Source organism: Anabaena sp. AL93 (assembly GCF_001672085.1).
Lineage (GTDB): Bacteria > Cyanobacteriota > Cyanobacteriia > Cyanobacteriales > Nostocaceae > Dolichospermum > Dolichospermum heterosporum.
Map to the genome: position 1 here is coordinate 14,677 of NZ_LJOU01000074.1, position 18,314 is coordinate 32,990.

Genomic DNA, 18,314 nt, shown 5'->3' on the forward strand with positions numbered 1-18,314 from the left:
AGGTTTTATGCTCCAAAATTATAGGGAAAGGGTTTTATGGATATCAATGTCAAGCAGCAGCATATTAATATCACCAGCTTAAAAGAAGCACCAATACATTTGGTTAGTGAAATTCAGCCTCATGGGGTTTTGTTAGTCTTACAAGAGCCAGATTTACAAATATTACAAGTTAGTCAAAATACTTTCAGCACTTTTGGCATATCGCCAGAAGATATGCTGCAACAGGAATTAGAAGATTTACTAGATCCTTACCAAATCCAGAAAATTAAATTTTGGTTGTCAGAAGAAAATCTGGATTTTATTAATCCTACAAAAATTTGGATTAGGAAACAGGGGGATGAATATACAATATTTGATGCCACTTTCTATCGTAACTCTGAAGGATTTTTAATCTTAGAATTAGAACCTACAGCATCTCAAGAAAATATTCCTTTCTTGAGTTTTTATCATTTAGCTAAATCCTCAATTAATCGCTTAGAAAAAAGTAAAAGTCTCCGTGATTTCAGTCAAATAATTGTGCAAGAAATCCGCAAAATAACCGGATTTGACAGAGTGATGTTATATAAATTCTGTGATGATGGACATGGTTCTGTGATTGCTGAAGAAAAAATAGCTACTTTAGAGTCTTATTTAGGATTACATTATCCAGAATCAGATATTCCTCAGCCAGCACGACAATTATTTCTAGAAAATTCTATTAGAGTTATTCCCGATACAAATATTCAATCATCAGCCGAACTTTTCCCTAGAATTAACCCAGTTAGCGGACAACCCATTGATTTAACTAATTCAATTCTCAGAAGTGCTGCACCATGTCATCTAGAATATTTACATAATATGGGCGTGGCTGCATCTTTGACAATTTCCTTAATTAAGGATCACAAACTTTGGGGTTTAATTGCTTGTCATCATCAATCACCCAAATATGTTTCCTATGAATTACGAAAAGCTTGTGAATTTTTAGGAAGAATCATATTTTCAGAAATTTCTGGCAAAGAAGAAACTGAAGATTACGACTATCAGCTAAATTTAAGCCATATTCAATCACTATTGGTTGAATATATGTCTCAAGAACCGAACTTTATTGATGGTTTAGTCAAAAATCAAATAAATCTGCTCAATTTAACTAATGCTGAAGGTGCAGCCATCTATTTTGGTGGAAAATATACTCTGATTGGTAATACTCCTCAAGAAGAAGAATTGAATTTTTTAGGAGAATGGCTGAGAAACAATGGAGAAGACGAGGTATTTTTCACTGATTCTTTACCGCAAATCTATCCAGACGCGATTAGCTTTAAAAATGTTGCGAGTGGTTTATTAGCTATCCCCATTTCTGGGAAAAATTATGTATTATGGTTTCGACCAGAAATGATTCAAACTGTGAATTGGGGTGGAAATCCCCATCAGGCTTTTTCAGTTGATGAATCCGCAGGAAATGTCCATTTGTCTCCCCGCAAATCATTTGATTTATGGAAAGAAATAGTTCAATTAACATCCTTACCCTGGCAAAATGTAGAAATTCAAACTGCATTAGAATTGCGAAAATCAATCATTAATATTGTCCTCCGTCAAGCTGAAGAATTAGCTCAATTAACTGAAGATTTAAAACGTTCTAATGCAGAATTGAGAAAATTTGCCTATGTCGCTTCCCATGATTTGCAAGAACCATTAAATCAAGTAGCCAATTATGTGCAACTTTTGGAAATGCGCTATGAAGCAGAACTAGACGCAGATGCAAAAGAATTTATTGGTTATGTTGTCGAAGGTGTAATTTTAATGCAGACGTTAATTGATGACGTACTCGTATACTCCAACGTAGATACATTAGGAATTACTTTTCAAGTTACGGCAGTCGAAACAGCTTTAAATCGAACCTTGAAGAATTTACGTCAACGCATTGTGGAAACCGGCGCAATTATTACCCATGATCCCTTACCCGCAGTTATGGCTGATGAAACACAGTTAATCCAGCTATTTTTGAACCTCATTGGTAACGCGATCAAATTCCACGGTAGTCAATCACCAAGGATTCATATTAGTGCGAAAAGATTGGAAGATGAATGGTTATTTTCAGTTCAAGATAACGGGATTGGCTTAGATCCGCAATTTAGCGATCGCATTTTTACTATCTTTCAACGTCTACACACCAGAGATAAATATCCGGGTACAGGAATAGGTTTGGCTATTTGTCAGAAAATAATTGAATGTCATCGTGGACGAATCTGGGTAGAGTCACAACTCGGTCGGGGTGCGACCTTTTACTTTACAATTCCCGTCAGAGGTTGTGATCATGAGCGTCAAAATGGCAGAAACACACAAAATTATCTTTTTAGTGGAGGACAATAAGGCTGATATTCGTCTCATTCAAGAAGCATTAAAAACCAGTTTATTACCTCATCAAGTAATCACAGTTAGGGACGGTGTAGAAGCTATGAATTACCTCCATCAAGAAGGAGAATATGCTAACGCACCACGTCCTGACTTGATTTTATTAGACTTAAATTTACCCAGAAAAGATGGTAGAGAGGTATTAGCAGAAATTAAATCCGATCCTCAACTCAAACGCATTCCCGTCGTCATTTTAACAACCTCAAAAAATCAAGATGACATTTTCCATAGTTACGACTTACACGCTAATTGTTATATTACCAAATCTCGTAACCTGAGTCAATTATTCCAAATCATCCAGAGTATTGAGAAATTTTGGTTTTCTACCGTTACCTTACCATTAGAATAAAACTACCGAATCAGGAGGTAGGGGCGCAGGGCTTGCACCCACTCAGGAGTCAGGAAGAAGAAAGAATCAGGAATAATAGTTTTTTACTTTCTGGCTCTTACTGTAAATTTTATATCTCCTACAAGTGGATACTACTACATTCAATATATCCTTGAAAACTAATCTAATCAAAGTCTATTTAACCAAGAACTCGCAAAAGGTAAAACCAGGAAATGATTACCGCAACTTCCACACTAAAAATCCTCTTAATTGAAGATAACTTAGCAGAAGCCAGGTTATTACAAGAGTTTATTAAACTCACAAAATCTCAAATTTTTGGTTTAGTTCACGTCCAAAGACTTCAAGACGGAATCAAACAATTAAATAGCCAAAAATACGACGTAATTTTATTAGATTTGACCCTTCCTGACAATCAAGGATTATCTTCCATCCCTCAGTTTTTACAGTGACTTTGCCGATAACAAAATAGATCCCCGACTTCTTAGAGAAGTCGGGGATCTAGGGGATCTGGTTATTATTAAACTACAGCTTCGACTTTTTCCTTCACAGGTACATAAGGTTTTTCCGCACCTTGGGCTAAATACGCAGCTAATTGACTTTCGATTTCATCGCGGACAATTTGCCGATATTCCATAAAATGCTCAATGTGGGCGCAGGTAGAAACGTATTGTTCGATTACCTTGGGATTATGCTTGAGAATGCTAAACAAATGATGCCAGAATTTCCAGCGAGTTTGTCGTTTAAATCCTTGTCGCCAAATCACAATGAGTAAGGCCCTGACAACTACCCATTCTGGTGTTTTTGCCGGTGCTGTCCACTTGGGAGAACCCAACATCATAAAACAGCGATAGGTGCGATCCAAGTAAGCAGCCGGGTCATATAAAGCACAGAAGGCTTCCACATATTCCCTAGCCAATTCTTCTAGGGGACGGGTAGGAATAAAATTCATCAATGTGGTTTGATTGATGTTCCCGTCTTGGTTTTCTCGCAATCTGCCTTCTTTGGTTAAACGATGCCACAACGCAGTATTGGGTAACGCCTGTAACATGGCAAAGGTAGTAGAAGGAATAGCTGCGAGTTCAGCAAAACGGACAATGCGATCGCCTGCACCCGCTTTTTCACCATCAAAACCAATAATAAACCCAGCCATTGGCCGCAGTCCAGCCTTAATAATGGTTTCCACCGACTCAGTTAAGGAACTGCGAGTATTTTGAAACTTCTTAGTTAGTTGTAAACTATCTTCATCTGGGGTTTCAATCCCCAAAAATACCGCTTTAAAGCCACAATCAACCATCAACTCCATCATTTCTTGGTCTTGCGCCAAATCAATGGAAGCTTCCGTATCAAAATTGAACGGATATTGATGATCTTCCATCCAAACTTTTAACTCTTTCAGCAACAACTTCACATTTCGCTTGTTGCCAATAAAGTTATCATCCACCATAAACACACCCCGCCGCCAACCCAAATCATAGAGATAATCTAATTCGGCTAACAGTTGTGCAGGTGTTTTAGTTCGGGGTTTGCGTCCATATAAAACAATGATGTCGCAAAATTCGCACTGGAAAGGACAACCCCGGGAAAACTGCACCGACATCATATCATAGGCATTAAACTCTAATAAATCAAAGCGGGGAATAGGTGTACTAGTAACATCAGGTTTTTCAGCAGCCCGGAAAACTCCCGATTTTTCTCCCCGTTGCACAGCTTCCACAAACATGGGTAAAGTCAGTTCCCCTTCATCAAGAATCAGGTAATCTGCCCCTGCTGCTTCGACTTCATGGGGTGTAGAGGTAGGATAAGGACCACCCAAAGCCACCAGCTTACCGCGTCTTTTCGCTTCCCGAATTTGCTCAAGTAAGTCTTGTTTTTGGACAATCATGGCGGAGAAAATCACCATATCTGCCCATGCCCATTCTTCCTCAGTAGCAGCGCGGATGTTACGATCTACAAGCTTAAACTCCCACTCTTGGGGCAAAATTGCCGCTACCGTCACCAAACCCAATGGTGGCAACAAAACCTTTCTGTCAACTAGCGCCAGAATTTTCTCATAAGACCAAAATGTACTTGGAAATATTGGATAAACTAGCAAAACACGCATAGTATCACCCCTCACGATTTATTTGTGATCTAACTGTAACTAAAATTCAGACTAATTGACTTTTTTCTCAAGCCTGTTGTATGTGAGAATGTCAGAATCAAGATGTCCAGGATTTAAGGATTTACAGGATGAAGACAGTAATTTTCTCACTAATTACGTATCATCACTTGTGTAAACCTCGACTTGATACTTCCTTCCCATTCCAAAATTACTCATGTTTTTTCTCTGTGTTCTCTGTGCCTCTGTGGTTCGTTATTAAAAATTTAGGTAATTTAATAGTAGGATAAGAGTAACTAGCAACTTGGGTGAAGATAATTTTTTATGGATAGTACAAGTTCGGAAAATATTAAATCTAAATATAAGCTAGGTCAGTTTGTTCTGGGAAAAGTAGAATTTCATACACCCTTTGGCGTTTTTGTCAATATTGATGATTCTTTAGCAAAGGTTAGTTTCAGGACGCTCGATTTTACGTCATGCTGGTACATGGGTAGGGGAAATTAAATTTCAACTTTCAAAACTTTGACTAAGAAACCCCATTTATCTGCTGCTTCCTCAATAATTTTTGCTGTTGGTTTACCAGCACCATGTCCTGCCTTCATGTCAATTCTAATTAATACAGGTGCATCACCACCATGCGCTGCTTGTAAAGCCGCAGCAAATTTAAAACTGTGAGCAGGTACTACACGATCATCATGATCTGCTGTAGTAATTAACGTAGCTGGATAAGCTGTTCCCGGCTTCAAATTATGCAAAGGTGAATAAGCATATAAAGCTGCGAATTCTTCTGGGTTTTCTGAAGAACCATATTCAGCCACCCAAGCCCAGCCAATGGTAAATTTATGGAAGCGCAACATATCCATAACACCTACTGCGGGAAGGGCTGCACCAAACAAATTAGGGCGTTGTGTCATGCAAGTACCCACCAATAAACCACCATTACTACCTCCACCAATAGCTAATTTTCCAGGTTGGGTGTAATTATGGGCAATTAACCATTCAGCCGCAGCAATGAAATCATCAAAAACGTTTTGCTTTTGCAATTTCATTCCTGCTTGATGCCATTCTTCTCCATATTCACCACCACCACGTAAATTAGGAACAGCATAGACTCCTCCCATTTCTAGCCATATTAAAAGGCTAACAGAAAAACTTGGTGTTAAGGAGATATTAAACCCACCATATCCATAGAGGTAAGTAGGATTGTTACCATCTAATTTAATTCCTTTTTTGTGAGTAATAAACATTGGCACTTTTGTACCATCTTTACTTGCATAGAAAACCTGTTTTGTCTCGTATTCATCAGCATTGAAATCTACTTCCGGCTGACGGAAAAGTTCACTCTTACCTGTTTTCATGTCATAACGATAAATAGTTCCAGGGGTAGTAAAGCTGGTAAAACTATAAAATGTTTCTGTATCATACCGTTTACCACTAAATCCGCTGGCTGCACCAATTCCGGGTAATTCTACTTCTCGAATAAAATTACCTTTGAGATCAAATATCTTAATTTGGCTATGGGCATCTTGTAAATAATCAGCCACAAATTGATTATTTAAGACACTGACACTTTCTAATGTTTCTACTGCTTGAGGAATAATTTCTTGCCAATTTTCGGGAGTTGGTTTTCTCGTGTCAATGGCAATAACTCTACCTTTTGGAGAATTGAAATCTGTGCGAAAGTAGAAAACATAATCGTCATTATCAATGAAGCTATAATTTGCTAAAAATTGGTTAATTAGTTCGATGACTTCAGAATTTTGATTTGTTAGATCCTTGTAAAAAACTAAGTTTTTGGAGTCAGTTCCTAGCCAGATTGAAATTATCAAATATTTGCCGTCTTCCGTGACATTCCCAGTAAAACCCCATTCTTTTTCATCAGGACGATGGTAAATTAAGATGTCTGTTGATTGGGGTGTACCAAGTTGATGATAATAAAGTTTTTGGTAATAATTAACATCTTCTAATTTGGTTTTTTCATTTGGTTCATCATAACGACTGTAGAAAAACCCTTGATGATCATGAGTCCAAGAAGCACCGGAAAATTTAATCCATTGGAGATGATCTTGTAAATCTTCACCTGTGGCAATATTTCTAACTTTCCATTCTTGCCAATCTGAACCAGAACTAGATAAACCATAGGCTAAAAGTTGACCATTTTCACTGATGGAAATTCCTGAAAGGGCAATTGTACCATCTTCTGAAAGTTGATTAGGATCAAGTACAATTCTTGGTTCTGCATCTAAAGTTGGCAGAGTATAGAGGACACTTTGATTTTGCAGTCCATCATTTTTGAAATAAAAGTAACTTTCACCTTCTTTAAAGGGAGTTCCATATTTTTCATAATCCCAAAGTTTTGTTAGCCGCTGTTTGATTTTTTCTCTGGCAGGAATTTCGTTTAAATAGCTAAAGGTAACTTGATTTTGGGCTTCTACCCAAGCTTTTGTTGCTTCTGTATCCGGGTCTTCTAAGGCTCTGTAAGGGTCGGCGATCGCCATTCCGTGATAATTATCCACCTGCTCACTTTTGCTAACAGTAGGATAGGTCAGAGGTTGGTTAAAGTTAGACATAAATTTAGGATAAATTGTACTAAATTGCTAATACCAATTTTATATGAGTCCGCACAAAATCATCAAATCTGTTAATTCATCTGCGTTTATCTGCGGTCAATTATTTCTGATCTCTGATTCTATGCAGATTCATCTTATTTTGGTATAAATTAATTAATAACATAAAAAAGCCATTATTTGCAATATTGACTCGTTCTCAAACAAGAAAGATAAGAATGTTACTAACTGAAGGTATCGCTGAGAATTTATTCATCTCTTCATGATTTTGACAGAATCACTAAGTAGGTTGGTGTTGAAAATTGTCGTTGGGGCAAGGGAACAGGGAACAGGGAACAGGAAGAGAGTTTTGAGTGATTTTACTTTTCTTCACATACCTTTAAATTTTTCTGTTCACCTACTTAAGTAGGTTGGCGTTGAAAATTGTCGTCATAGCAAGGCAAGAGGCAAGAGTAAAGAAGTTTTCAGCGATTTTACGTTTCTTTACACAGTTTAGTTTTATTGTATTCACCTACTTATCTTTTTGCGACCAAATAGCATTATGATCAATAGCGATTAATTTGTGTAACCTGGAGATAAAATTGGCGGTAATGCAAAAATTCGCTCAATCTGTAGCTTTGATGCCACCAGCAAAAATTTTTACTGTGGGACTATCTTTCTCTCTGGTAACGGGACTTTATGCTTGTGGTAAGGGAGAAAATTCTGGTATCAATCTTCAAAATTTTAATATTGGTGCTAATGTAACACAGATTCAAAAAATTACCCAAAAAAATCAGGACACGACAGTTTACATTCAAGGTAAAGTAGAAAAGTATGCTCCATTAATCAAGAAAAAATCATATCAAATTAACGACTCAACTGGGAAAATTTGGGTAATCACTAATCAGGGTAATTTCCAAGTCGGAGAACAGGTAGTATTGAAGGGTAATGTTCAGTATCAAAGTGTGCCTTTGGCTGGTAGAGAATACGGTGAAGTTTATTTAGAGGAAAAGTAATTTATGAACAGTCAACTAGCTTATGTAGCCGTTGCCATTCTCTATCGAGAGAATAAGTTTTTAATGCAATTACGGGATAATATTCCTAATATTATAGCTCCTGGTTGTTGGGCTTTATTCGGTGGACATATAGAACCAGGAGAAACTCCAGAAATAGCTGTTCAGCGCGAGGTTGTCGAAGAAATTGGTTATGAGTTGACTGATTTTACAAAATTTGGAATTTATAGCGATGAAAAAGCTGTGCGTTATGTATTTCAAGCACCATTGTTAGTCCCAGTGAGTCAACTTGTACTTTCTGAAGGGTGGGATTTAGATTTATTAACAGCAGCAGATATTGACAAGGGTGAATATTATTCTCAAAAAGCCGGAGATATTAGACCTTTAGCAACTTTACCTCAGAAAATTATGCTGGATTTTATCAAAACTCTATAGTCTGATAATCCGATTCACAAACTTTTTGAGTTTTCCAGACATTTTGCCAAAATTATATTAAGTAGGTGAACACAATAAAACCAATCTATGTAAAGAAAAGTAAAATCCCCCAAACCCTCTTCACTCTTGCCTTTTGCCTTTTGCCTTGCCATAACGACGATTTTCAATGCTAACCTACTTATTAATAAATGCCATGCAGCCAGTAAAAAGTCTACCAAATTTACCCAAATGGTTAAACATAGGATTAGCCTTTCCTGTGATTCTTTTAAATGGATGGTTATTAATTCAATTCATTAACTATTTTCAGCCTTTGGTTAGTGTTATTTCCGTTGCTATTCTTCTGGCTTTTGTGCTAGATTATCCCATTCAACTTCTCCAAAAACGGGGAGTACCTCGAATTTTAGCAGTTGTAGTGGTATTGCTGTTATCTATTATTATTTTGGGTGCTGTAGGTGTAATTCTCCTACCACTTATTCTGGAACAATTGAATGAGTTAGCTAATCTTCTTCCCTATTGGATAGAATCGGCAACTCAACAAATAGAAGCTTTGCAAAATTGGGCAGCTACTCAGCAACTACCAGTAAATTTAAGTGGATTAGCTGGTGAAATTTTAGGAAAAATATCAAGTCAATTGCAATCTTTTACTGGGAAAATTTTAGGTTTTGCTTTCGATACTATTGGCAATTTATTGAATTTATTAATCACCATAGTTTTGACTATTTATTTAGTATTGAATGGGGAAAGTTTATGGAATGGCATTTATCTTTGGTTTCCCCCAGAAACAGCGAAAAAGGTGCGAGAATTACTGCGAGAAGATTTTAATAATTATTTCATTGGTCAAGCTACTTTAGGGGCTATTTTAGCCGTATCCATAACATTGGCTTTTGTCGTTTTACGAGTGCCTTTATCACTACTTTTTGGCATAGGAATTGGTTTGTTTTCCCTATTTCCTTTTGGTACTGGTATTGGTATTGGTATTGTTAGTTTATTAATAACTTTAAAAGACTTTGGTTTAGGGTTAGAGGTTGCGGCTATAGGTGTGGCTATTGATCAAATTAATTCTAATATTATTGCCCCACGTATTTTAGGAAATTTAACTGGTTTAAATCCTGTATGGGTGGTAATTTCTTTATTAATAGGCGCAAAGTTAGGCGGTGTATTGGGGTTATTGGTTGCTATTCCTCTTGCTAGTTTTATTAAAGATATCGCTGATACTTGGCGTAATGGTAAATTTAATAAAACTGCTGTTGATAGTGAGTAAATGACAACACCTTTATTTCCTGATTTTGTTTGTCTTGTTGGCAGTTTATTTGTTTAAATTGATAAAAATGTCTGGGACACAATTCCCCAACTTTTAATTAGATTGGGGGAAAATAGTATTCTGTAGGTACAGGCACAAAAATCAAGAAAGTGATTACAATACTCAAGGTGAAATCTAATTCTCTTGAGTGACTAAAGTTATGGAAAATTTTGTTTTTTACAACCCAGTTAAAATCCTGTTTGGTAGGGGTCAAATCGCTAATATTGGTTCAGAAATCCCGGCGAACGCGAAAATTCTGATTACTTACGGTGGTGGTAGTATTAAAGCTAATGGGGTTTATGATCAAGTAAAATCGGCATTGGCTGGTAGAAATGTATTTGAGTTCGGCGGTATTGAACCCAATCCTCATTTTGAAACTTTGATGCAGGCGGTTGAATTAATCCGCAAAGAAGGTATTGATTTTCTGTTGGCTGTGGGTGGTGGTTCTGTTGCGGACGGGACTAAGTTTATAGCGGCTGCGGTTTCTTTTGTGGGCGACCCTTGGGATATTTTAGCTCATGGCGCACCAGTAACGGCGGCTTTACCAATGGGGGTGGTTTTGACTTTACCTGCGACTGGTTCAGAAATGAATACAAATTCAGTTGTGACTAAGTGGGAAACTAAAGAAAAGTTATTTTTCGCTAGTCCCTTGGTGTTTCCGAAATTTTCCGTTCTTGACCCAGAAACAACTTTCTCCCTGCCTCCTCGGCAAATTAGCAATGGTATTGTTGATGCTTTTACTCATGTGATGGAGCAGTATTTGACCTATCCGGTGAATGCACCATTACAAGACCGCATGGCTGAATCAATTTTACTAACTTTGATTTCAGAAGGACCCAAAACTTTAGCAAATCCGACAGATTATGATGCGCGGGCAAATTTGGTTTGGTCGGCGACAATGGCATTAAATGGGTTAATTGCGGCTGGTGTGCCTCAAGATTGGACGACTCACATGATAGGCCATGAGTTGACAGCGTTGCATGGTATGGATCATGCTCAAACTTTGGCGGTTGTGTTACCTGGAACTTTGACGATTAGACGCGATCGCAAGTGGCAAAAACTTCTACAATATGCAGATAGAGTTTGGCAAGTTGTCGGTGGTTCGGAAGAAGAACGGGTAAATGCCGCAATTACTAAAACTCGTGATTTCTTTGAATCAGTTGGTGTTCGCACTCATTTATCTGATTATGGTGTGGGAGTAGAAACTATTCCCGCAGTTATCAAAAATTTAGAAAAACATGGGATGACCGCTTTGGGGGAAAATAAAGACGTTAACCCCCAAGTTGTGGAACAGATTTTAGCTCTTTGCGCTTAAAAGTTAAATCCGTAGGTCAAATGGTGTTAACTTAAGACCTGGCGAATGGAATTCGCTGCTACACAAACAAAGTCCGCCTGCGCGGACTAAGGAAAAATCAAGGATTTGAAACCCACGCAGGTGGGTTTTACCTGTGTAGACGCGGTTTCTAACCGCCCGTTTAACGTATTTCATTTGCATAAAATCTCTGAGTAATGAAATGATAGAGTTATAATTGAGTAGTAATACTGAATATAGTATTTACCTGTAATTTCAGAAAACTTAGAGAAGGGGAATCGGTGAATGTACAAGATTTATTTGGCTATGATTACAATCAAAAGCAACCCTGCAACAAGCAAGCTTGTTTAGAGCAAACTTGTTAAGAGACTTCCAAGAAATAAATTATCCTAAGAAACGAACCACAGAGGCACAGAGTACACAGAGAGAGAATTTCTGCATCAGTTTTGGGACATTTTTTTATTTGGAAGTCTCTAAAAGCAAATTTGTCAGGAGCTTTCCTGTTACAAGCAAACCTATCAGGAGCTAATCTGTCAGAAGCCAATTTGTCAGGTGCAGACCTTACCGCAGCAATGATGCCTGATGGCACAATTCATCCTTAAAGATAGAACCAAAATAAATAGTCAAATACGTGATCAAAATTCTGATTCTGACAACTGAAACATTCAAAAATCAAGCTACACCATAACCAGTATAAGGACGTTTGTAAGGTGGTTGTAAACCAAAAACTATATCTTCTTTTTGTATTCCCATATTTACAAGTTCTTGAGCTAAATCTGATTCTGTCATGTTTTGTTGAATCCAGATTTTGTTATCTTTAATATCGAAATGAATGACGCTATGATAAACTCTTCTTAAATCATCCCAACCAACACGCATAAGTTGATAATGATCATGAGTAGTATCAAAAATCAGTTCATTATCTATTTCGTCATATTTGGGCTTAAATTTACCATGTTCTTTGAGGATGGTTTGAATACACTGACGATAATGTTCTATGTTGGCCATTGTATTATTACCTCCTGATCTGGATTATATACTATGATTCTAACTTGATATTTTTTTACAGTAATTTTAGCAAATCGAGTTTGAAAAAAAGAAATATAAGCATCTTTGGGAACAGCTAAATATAATTCTCTTTCTGACTCAATTTCTTCTAACATAGTTTGATAATTAAGAAATTGTCCTAATGCTGTATGAAATTCACTTACTGCTGAGTTACTAGCAAAACTTTTGATTTCTACAGCAATTTTTTGTTCTCCTTTTTCTGCGGCTATTAATCTTTCTGCACCCAAATCAATTCTAAAGGTTATCTCCTCTAATTCTACCTCTAAGGGATCATCTGTAATTATCCATCCTTCTTTTTCTAATGCGGTTCTAACTGCTTGATGAAATAAATCTCTTGCTGACATAGATATTTTATTGTTTCAATTAAAAATAACACTATCACGGCTATCGTAGCAATTGTCGCTGCTGCTATCATTAACGAAAAACTATTAGCAAATGTCTCTTTTGGTCACGACAAAGCTAATTATAGAACGCTTATAATTACGATTAAGCTGTAAATAGAAAAAGCTTAAACAAATCATGTTACTCGTCAATCAAGATCAAGCTAAAGCTGAAGTGAAAATTGGAAAAGCTGTAAGAGACTTCCAAATAAAAAAATGTCCCAAAACTGATGCAGAAATTCTCTCTCTGTGTACTCTGTGCCTCTGTGGTTCGTTTCTTAGGATAATTTATTTCTTGGAAGTCTCTAAGTGCGATCGCTACTAAGGTAGAATATTCAAAGTCCAGTAAAAACTTCCCTACCACCCCCAGTGGTAATTGGCTAAAGTCCCATTATGCTGGGAAGTCTTTGTTGTTTGTGGTAGCTTCAAACCCAAAGGAAGTCAGGAAAACCACAATTAGCGGCAGCAAAACTCTAAATGTACCTGTTCCTACGGCTAACAGGTTCCAAAATTGGCATTTTTGAGATTCCAGTTTAGCTTGGACATTAGCTATGACTTCATACATTTGTTTTTCTGGTAGTACAATTATCAGTAAAAATTAATCTAATAACTATAGTTTCTTGTTAAGTTAAATTAAATCACAGTGATAATTACCCCAAATTTATCGGGTAAGTTGAGTTTTTGTATCAAATGAGCAGGGTTAACGGAGTAATACAGACAATGCAGCAACTTGTAGACCAAATTAAAACAATTGATTTTCAAAGTGAAATATATAAAGATGCTTATAGCCGCATCAATGCCATTGTAATTGAAGGGGAACAAGAAGCCCACGAAAATTACATTACATTAGCTCAACTACTGCCGGCACAGGAAAAGGAACTAATTGCCCTCTCGAAAATGGAAAGTCGCCACAAAAAAGGATTTGAAGCCTGTGGACGGAACTTAAAAGTGACTCCAGATTTAGAATTTGCGAAAAAGTTTTTCTTGGGACTACATGAAAATTTCCAAACCGCAGCCAAAGAAGGTAAAGTCGTGACTTGTCTTTTGATTCAATCATTAATTATCGAATGTTTTGCGATCGCTGCCTACAATATCTATATTCCCGTGGCTGATGATTTTGCTCGTAAAATCACAGAAGGGGTAGTAAAAGAAGAATACAGCCATCTCAACTTTGGTGAAGTGTGGTTGCAAAAAAACTTTACAGAATCCAAAGCCGAATTAGAGCAAGCTAACCGCCAAAACCTGCCTCTAGTATGGAGAATGCTCAATCAAGTAGCAGATGATGCCAAAGTTTTAGCTATGGAAAAAGACGCTTTAGTAGAAGATTTTATGATTCAATATGGTGATGCCCTAAGTAACATTGGCTTCACTACCCGTGATATCATGCGTCTTTCTGCCTACGGACTTGTAGCCGCTTAAGAATGCCCTTGGGGTGACAACTATGTTACCCCAAGGGAAGTAGGGGAGGTAGGGGAAGTAGGGGAGGTAGGGGAAGTAGTCAACCGTCAACTGTGAACATTGACCCCTTATGTAGTATTTTTAATAGTTAGATACTATAGTTTGCGATTTCTCTCAAATTCAAGACTCAAATCCAAAGTTGGTATTGCTCACTAATTCCACAGTTTTGCACGACAGCACACGCCTAATATATCACTCCATGTTTGGTTTAATTGGACATCTGACTAGTTTAGAACACGCTCAATCAGTAGCTCAAGAATTGGGATATCCAGAATATGCCGATCAAGGGCTAGACTTTTGGTGTAGCGCCCCGCCGCAAATAGTTGATCATATCACTGTCACCAGTATCACCGGGCAGAAAATAGAAGGAAAGTATGTAGAATCATGCTTTTTACCGGAAATGCTGGCTAATCGCCGCATTAAAGCCGCAACACGCAAAATTCTTAATGCTATGGCTCATGCTCAAAAGCATGGCATTGATATTACAGCCTTGGGTGGATTTTCCTCAATTATTTTTGAGAACTTTAATTTAGAGCAGTTCAAACAAGTCCGCAATATTAACCTAGATTTTGAACGCTTCACCACAGGCAACACTCATACAGCTTACATTATTTGTCGGCAAGTAGAAGAAGCTTCCAAACAACTAGGGATTGAATTGTCCAAAGCAACTGTAGCTGTGTGCGGTGCAACGGGGGATATTGGCAGCGCAGTCACCCGCTGGCTAGATAAAAAAACAGATGTTCAAGAATTATTATTAATTGCGAGAAATCAAGAACGTCTCCAAGAACTGCAAGCAGAACTAGGACGGGGTAAAATTATGGGATTACAGGAAGCATTACCCCAAGCGGATATTGTCGTCTGGGTGGCGAGTATGCCCAAAGGCGTAGAAATTGACCCAACAACATTAAAACAACCCTGTCTATTGATTGATGGGGGCTATCCTAAAAACTTAGGCACAAAAGTTCAGCATCCGGGGGTATATGTATTAAATGGTGGCATTGTGGAGCATTCTCTAGATATTGACTGGAAAATCATGAAAATTGTCAATATGGATGTGCCAGGGCGGCAATTATTTGCTTGTTTTGCCGAATCAATGCTGCTGGAATTTGAGAAGTTATATACAAACTTTTCTTGGGGGCGTAATCAGATTACCGTAGACAAAATGGAGCAAATTGGTCGTGTGTCCATTAAACACGGTTTTAGACCATTACTAGTTTAGTCATTGGTCATTGGTCAGTGGTCAGTGGCAAAGAAAAGACAACTGACAACTGACAACTGACAACTAACAACTGACAACTGACAACTGACAACGAACATAATTATGGCAACCACTGAGCGCAAACCGCTACTGTTAGATTTTGAAAAGCCTTTAGCAGAACTGGCTACTCGGATTGACCAAATTCGCCAATTGGCTGAAGAAAATGGTGTTGATGTTTCTGGACAAATTCGCCAACTAGAAACGCGGGCGACGCAATTGCGGGAGGAGATTTTTAGCAGTCTGACACCATCTCAACGATTACAGGTAGCTCGTCATCCCCGCCGCCCTAGCACTTTAGATTATATCCAGTCTATCAGCGATGAATGGATGGAGTTACATGGCGATCGCTGTGGCGGCGATGATCCAGCTTTAGTTGGTGGCGTTGGTCGTATAGCTGGACAACCAGTGATGATGTTAGGACATCAAAAAGGTCGAGATACTAAAGACAACGTTGCCCGCAACTTTGGTATGGCTGCTCCTGGTGGCTACCGTAAGGCTCTGCGCCTCATGGAACACGCCAATAAATTTAGTATGCCAATTTTGACCTTTATTGATACTCCTGGGGCTTGGGCGGGCATCGAAGCCGAACATCAAGGACAAGGAGAGGCGATCGCCTATAACCTGCGAGAAATGTTCAGTTTTGACGTACCCATCATTTGTACAGTTATCGGTGAAGGTGGATCTGGTGGGGCTTTGGGTATTGGTGTAGGCGATCGTCTACTGATGTTTGAACACTCAGTTTACACCGTAGCTACCCCCGAAGCCTGTGCCGCAATTTTGTGGAAAGATGCCAGTAAATCTCACCTAGCGGCCGTAGCCCTGAAAATCATCTCCCACGACCTCAAAAACTTGGGTATTATTGACCAAATCCTCCCTGAACCCTTGGGTGGCGCACACTCAGACCCCTTAACAGCGGCTACCAACTTAAAACAAGCCTTAGTGGAAAACTTAGACGAACTCAACCGTCTCACCCCAGCCGAGCGCCGCCAACTCCGTTATGATAAATTCCGTAATATCGGCGTTTTCACAGAACTTGCCCACTAAAAATACTCAAGAAAATGGTATAGAATAATAGCAATGCTATAATTGCCTATGGCTGCTTAAAGATTTTTAACAATCTTCAAGAGCCATAGGCATTTGTATTTACTTGATTTTATGAATTCTGAGCAAAAAAGACGCGCCTTAATTACTGGTGCTAGTAGCGGAATTGGCAGAGCAACAGCTTTAGCATTTGCAAAGGCTGGAATAGATGTAGCATTAGTCAGCCGTTCTCAGGATAAACTAGAGTCTGTAGCTAGAGCCGCACAGGAGTTAGGAGTAGAAGCCCAAGCCTTTTGTCTAGACTTAGCTGAAGTTACCCAAGTTAAATCCAAAATTCAAGGAATAGCTGACAAATTTGGCAACATAAATATTCTCATTAATAACGCTGGAATTGGATATACAGGCAACCTGAGTGAAACACCCTTGGAAGACTGGCAACAAGTCATTGACTTGAACCTCACCAGTGTCTTTCAGTGCATGATGGGAATTTTGCCAGGAATGCGCCAACAAGGGCAAGGCACAATTATTAACATTGCTTCTATAGCAGCCAAACAAACCTTTCCAGGTTGGGGTGCTTACTGCGTCAGCAAAGCAGGACTTCTTTTCCTCTCCCAAACCCTCGCACAAGAAGAACGGGCTAATGGTATTCGCGTCATTGCCATTTGTCCTGGTTCTGTCAATACGGCAATTTGGGATACTCCAACCGTCCAGGCTAGCTTTGACCGTTCCCAAATGTTAACTCCAGAAATTGTGGCAACAACAATTTTACACACTGTCTTATTACCACAAGAAGCAGTAATTGAAGAATTGACGATTATGTCCAATGCTGGTGTTCTCTAATTGGTAATTTCCTCATTTATCTCTTTAAATGATTAATTACCACTGACGACTGACAACTGACAACTGAAAAATTACTAAAATTTAATCATGACTATCGCTGGTTCAAACGGTTCTAATACCTCGCAATCGCCTCTGATTCCTGATTTAGCAGAAGCTATCAATGTCCGACCAGACCGCAATACCCATAATGGCAAAGAACCAGAAATACATCCACCCTCGGAAGAAACAATGGATGAGATGATGCAAGCTGTGCGGACAATGTTAGTGGGATTAGGAGAAGACCCTGAACGGGAAGGGCTGCTAAAAACACCTAAGCGCGTAGCTAAGGCGATGAAATTTCTCACCAGCGGCTACAATCAATCTCTAGAAGACCTCATCAATGGTGCGATATTTGATGAAGGACATGATGAAATGGTTTTGGTAAGAGACATTAACTTCTTTAGCCTGTGTGAACATCATATGCTGCCATTCATGGGTAGAGCGCACGTTGCTTATATTCCCAATCAAAAAGTTGTAGGATTAAGCAAACTGGCAAGAATTGTGGAAATGTATTCTCGCCGATTGCAAGTTCAAGAAAGACTAACTCGACAAATTGCTGAGGCACTACAAGCAGTCCTCGAACCCAAAGGTGTGGCTGTAGTCATGGAAGCTACTCATATGTGTATGGTGATGCGGGGGGTTCAAAAACCTGGTTCTTGGACAGTTACCAGTTCGATGGTAGGTATTTTCCAAGAACAACACAAAACCCGTGAAGAATTTTTCAACTTGATTCGTCATCAAGCGTCATTGTTTTAATGCGGGGTAGGGGTAGGGGGTAGGGAGTAGGGG

The 18,314-nt window shown here is 38.5% G+C and carries 19 protein-coding genes; 14 read left to right on the top strand and 5 right to left on the bottom strand.

Annotation, left to right across the window (positions count from 1 at the left end; all coding sequences use genetic code 11):
• Positions 1-36: 36 nt before the first annotated feature.
• The 3 genes from AN486_RS18505 (at position 37) to AN486_RS18515 (ending at position 3,186) form a co-directional block, all read left to right on the top strand.
• Positions 37-2,346: an ATP-binding protein gene (locus AN486_RS18505; protein ID WP_290601956.1), complete on the top strand. Its 2,310-nt coding sequence runs from the start codon at positions 37-39 to the stop codon at positions 2,344-2,346.
• Positions 2,291-2,737 (top strand): response regulator, encoded by a 447-nt coding sequence (locus AN486_RS18510; RefSeq protein WP_027403448.1) that lies wholly within the window; start codon positions 2,291-2,293, stop codon positions 2,735-2,737. The genes AN486_RS18505 and AN486_RS18510 overlap by 56 nt, the downstream gene beginning before the upstream one ends.
• A 212-nt stretch (positions 2,738-2,949) precedes the next feature.
• Entirely contained in the window at positions 2,950-3,186 is a 237-nt protein-coding gene (locus AN486_RS18515) for a response regulator (protein ID WP_367142452.1), read from the top strand.
• Positions 3,187-3,254: 68 nt separating this feature from the next.
• Here the strand turns inward: AN486_RS18515 and AN486_RS18520 are convergent, their stop codons facing one another.
• Entirely contained in the window at positions 3,255-4,838 is a 1,584-nt protein-coding gene (locus AN486_RS18520; RefSeq protein ID WP_053537539.1) for a B12-binding domain-containing radical SAM protein, read from the bottom strand.
• 497 nt (positions 4,839-5,335) lie between these two features.
• Positions 5,336-7,405 (bottom strand): prolyl oligopeptidase family protein, encoded by a 2,070-nt coding sequence (locus AN486_RS18525; protein ID WP_168635229.1) that lies wholly within the window; start codon positions 7,403-7,405, stop codon positions 5,336-5,338.
• Between the two features lie 587 nt (positions 7,406-7,992).
• Here AN486_RS18525 and AN486_RS18530 point away from each other — a divergent pair.
• From AN486_RS18530 to AN486_RS18550, 5 genes are all read left to right on the top strand, one after another.
• A complete protein-coding gene (locus AN486_RS18530) occupies positions 7,993-8,397 on the top strand; it encodes a hypothetical protein (protein ID WP_290601957.1) in 405 nt (134 codons plus the stop codon).
• A gap of 3 nt (positions 8,398-8,400) precedes the next feature.
• Positions 8,401-8,829 (top strand): NUDIX hydrolase, encoded by a 429-nt coding sequence (locus tag AN486_RS18535; RefSeq protein WP_027403453.1) that lies wholly within the window; start codon positions 8,401-8,403, stop codon positions 8,827-8,829.
• 166 nt (positions 8,830-8,995) lie between these two features.
• A complete protein-coding gene (locus tag AN486_RS18540) occupies positions 8,996-10,090 on the top strand; it encodes an AI-2E family transporter (RefSeq protein WP_233455388.1) in 1,095 nt (364 codons plus the stop codon).
• Between the two features lie 199 nt (positions 10,091-10,289).
• Entirely contained in the window at positions 10,290-11,444 is a 1,155-nt protein-coding gene (locus AN486_RS18545; protein ID WP_027403455.1) for an iron-containing alcohol dehydrogenase, read from the top strand.
• A gap of 482 nt (positions 11,445-11,926) precedes the next feature.
• Positions 11,927-12,043 (top strand): pentapeptide repeat-containing protein, encoded by a 117-nt coding sequence (locus AN486_RS18550; protein ID WP_234413261.1) that lies wholly within the window; start codon positions 11,927-11,929, stop codon positions 12,041-12,043.
• A 70-nt stretch (positions 12,044-12,113) separates the two neighbouring features.
• On the opposite strand, the gene AN486_RS18555 is transcribed toward AN486_RS18550, so the two are convergent.
• Together AN486_RS18555 and AN486_RS18560 are read right to left on the bottom strand one after the other, a co-directional pair.
• A complete protein-coding gene (locus AN486_RS18555; RefSeq protein WP_053537543.1) occupies positions 12,114-12,449 on the bottom strand; it encodes a XisI protein in 336 nt (111 codons plus the stop codon).
• Positions 12,437-12,853: a XisH family protein gene (locus tag AN486_RS18560; RefSeq protein ID WP_053537544.1), complete on the bottom strand. Its 417-nt coding sequence runs from the start codon at positions 12,851-12,853 to the stop codon at positions 12,437-12,439. The genes AN486_RS18555 and AN486_RS18560 overlap by 13 nt, the downstream gene beginning before the upstream one ends.
• A gap of 175 nt (positions 12,854-13,028) precedes the next feature.
• Here AN486_RS18560 and AN486_RS18565 point away from each other — a divergent pair, with 175 nt between their 5' ends.
• Entirely contained in the window at positions 13,029-13,214 is a 186-nt protein-coding gene (locus AN486_RS18565; protein ID WP_199924351.1) for a hypothetical protein, read from the top strand.
• A gap of 66 nt (positions 13,215-13,280) precedes the next feature.
• Here the strand turns inward: AN486_RS18565 and AN486_RS18570 are convergent, their stop codons facing one another.
• On the bottom strand, positions 13,281-13,454 hold the full coding sequence (locus AN486_RS18570; RefSeq protein WP_199924352.1) for a hypothetical protein: 174 nt from the start codon (positions 13,452-13,454) through the stop codon (positions 13,281-13,283).
• Positions 13,455-13,609: 155 nt separating this feature from the next.
• Between AN486_RS18570 and AN486_RS18575 the strand changes: the two genes are divergently transcribed.
• From AN486_RS18575 to folE, 5 genes are all read left to right on the top strand, one after another.
• Complete coding sequence (locus AN486_RS18575) at positions 13,610-14,308, top strand: aldehyde oxygenase (deformylating) (RefSeq protein WP_053537545.1); 699 nt, start codon at positions 13,610-13,612, stop codon at positions 14,306-14,308.
• A 238-nt stretch (positions 14,309-14,546) separates the two neighbouring features.
• Complete coding sequence (locus AN486_RS18580; RefSeq protein ID WP_039202860.1) at positions 14,547-15,566, top strand: long-chain acyl-[acyl-carrier-protein] reductase; 1,020 nt, start codon at positions 14,547-14,549, stop codon at positions 15,564-15,566.
• 102 nt (positions 15,567-15,668) lie between these two features.
• Complete coding sequence (locus tag AN486_RS18585; RefSeq protein WP_039202861.1) at positions 15,669-16,649, top strand: acetyl-CoA carboxylase carboxyltransferase subunit alpha; 981 nt, start codon at positions 15,669-15,671, stop codon at positions 16,647-16,649.
• 111 nt (positions 16,650-16,760) lie between these two features.
• Positions 16,761-17,486: an SDR family oxidoreductase gene (locus tag AN486_RS18590; protein ID WP_053537546.1), complete on the top strand. Its 726-nt coding sequence runs from the start codon at positions 16,761-16,763 to the stop codon at positions 17,484-17,486.
• Positions 17,487-17,573: 87 nt separating this feature from the next.
• A complete protein-coding gene (gene folE / locus AN486_RS18595; RefSeq protein WP_027403462.1) occupies positions 17,574-18,281 on the top strand; it encodes a GTP cyclohydrolase I FolE in 708 nt (235 codons plus the stop codon).
• The last annotated feature ends 33 nt before the right edge of the window (positions 18,282-18,314 follow it).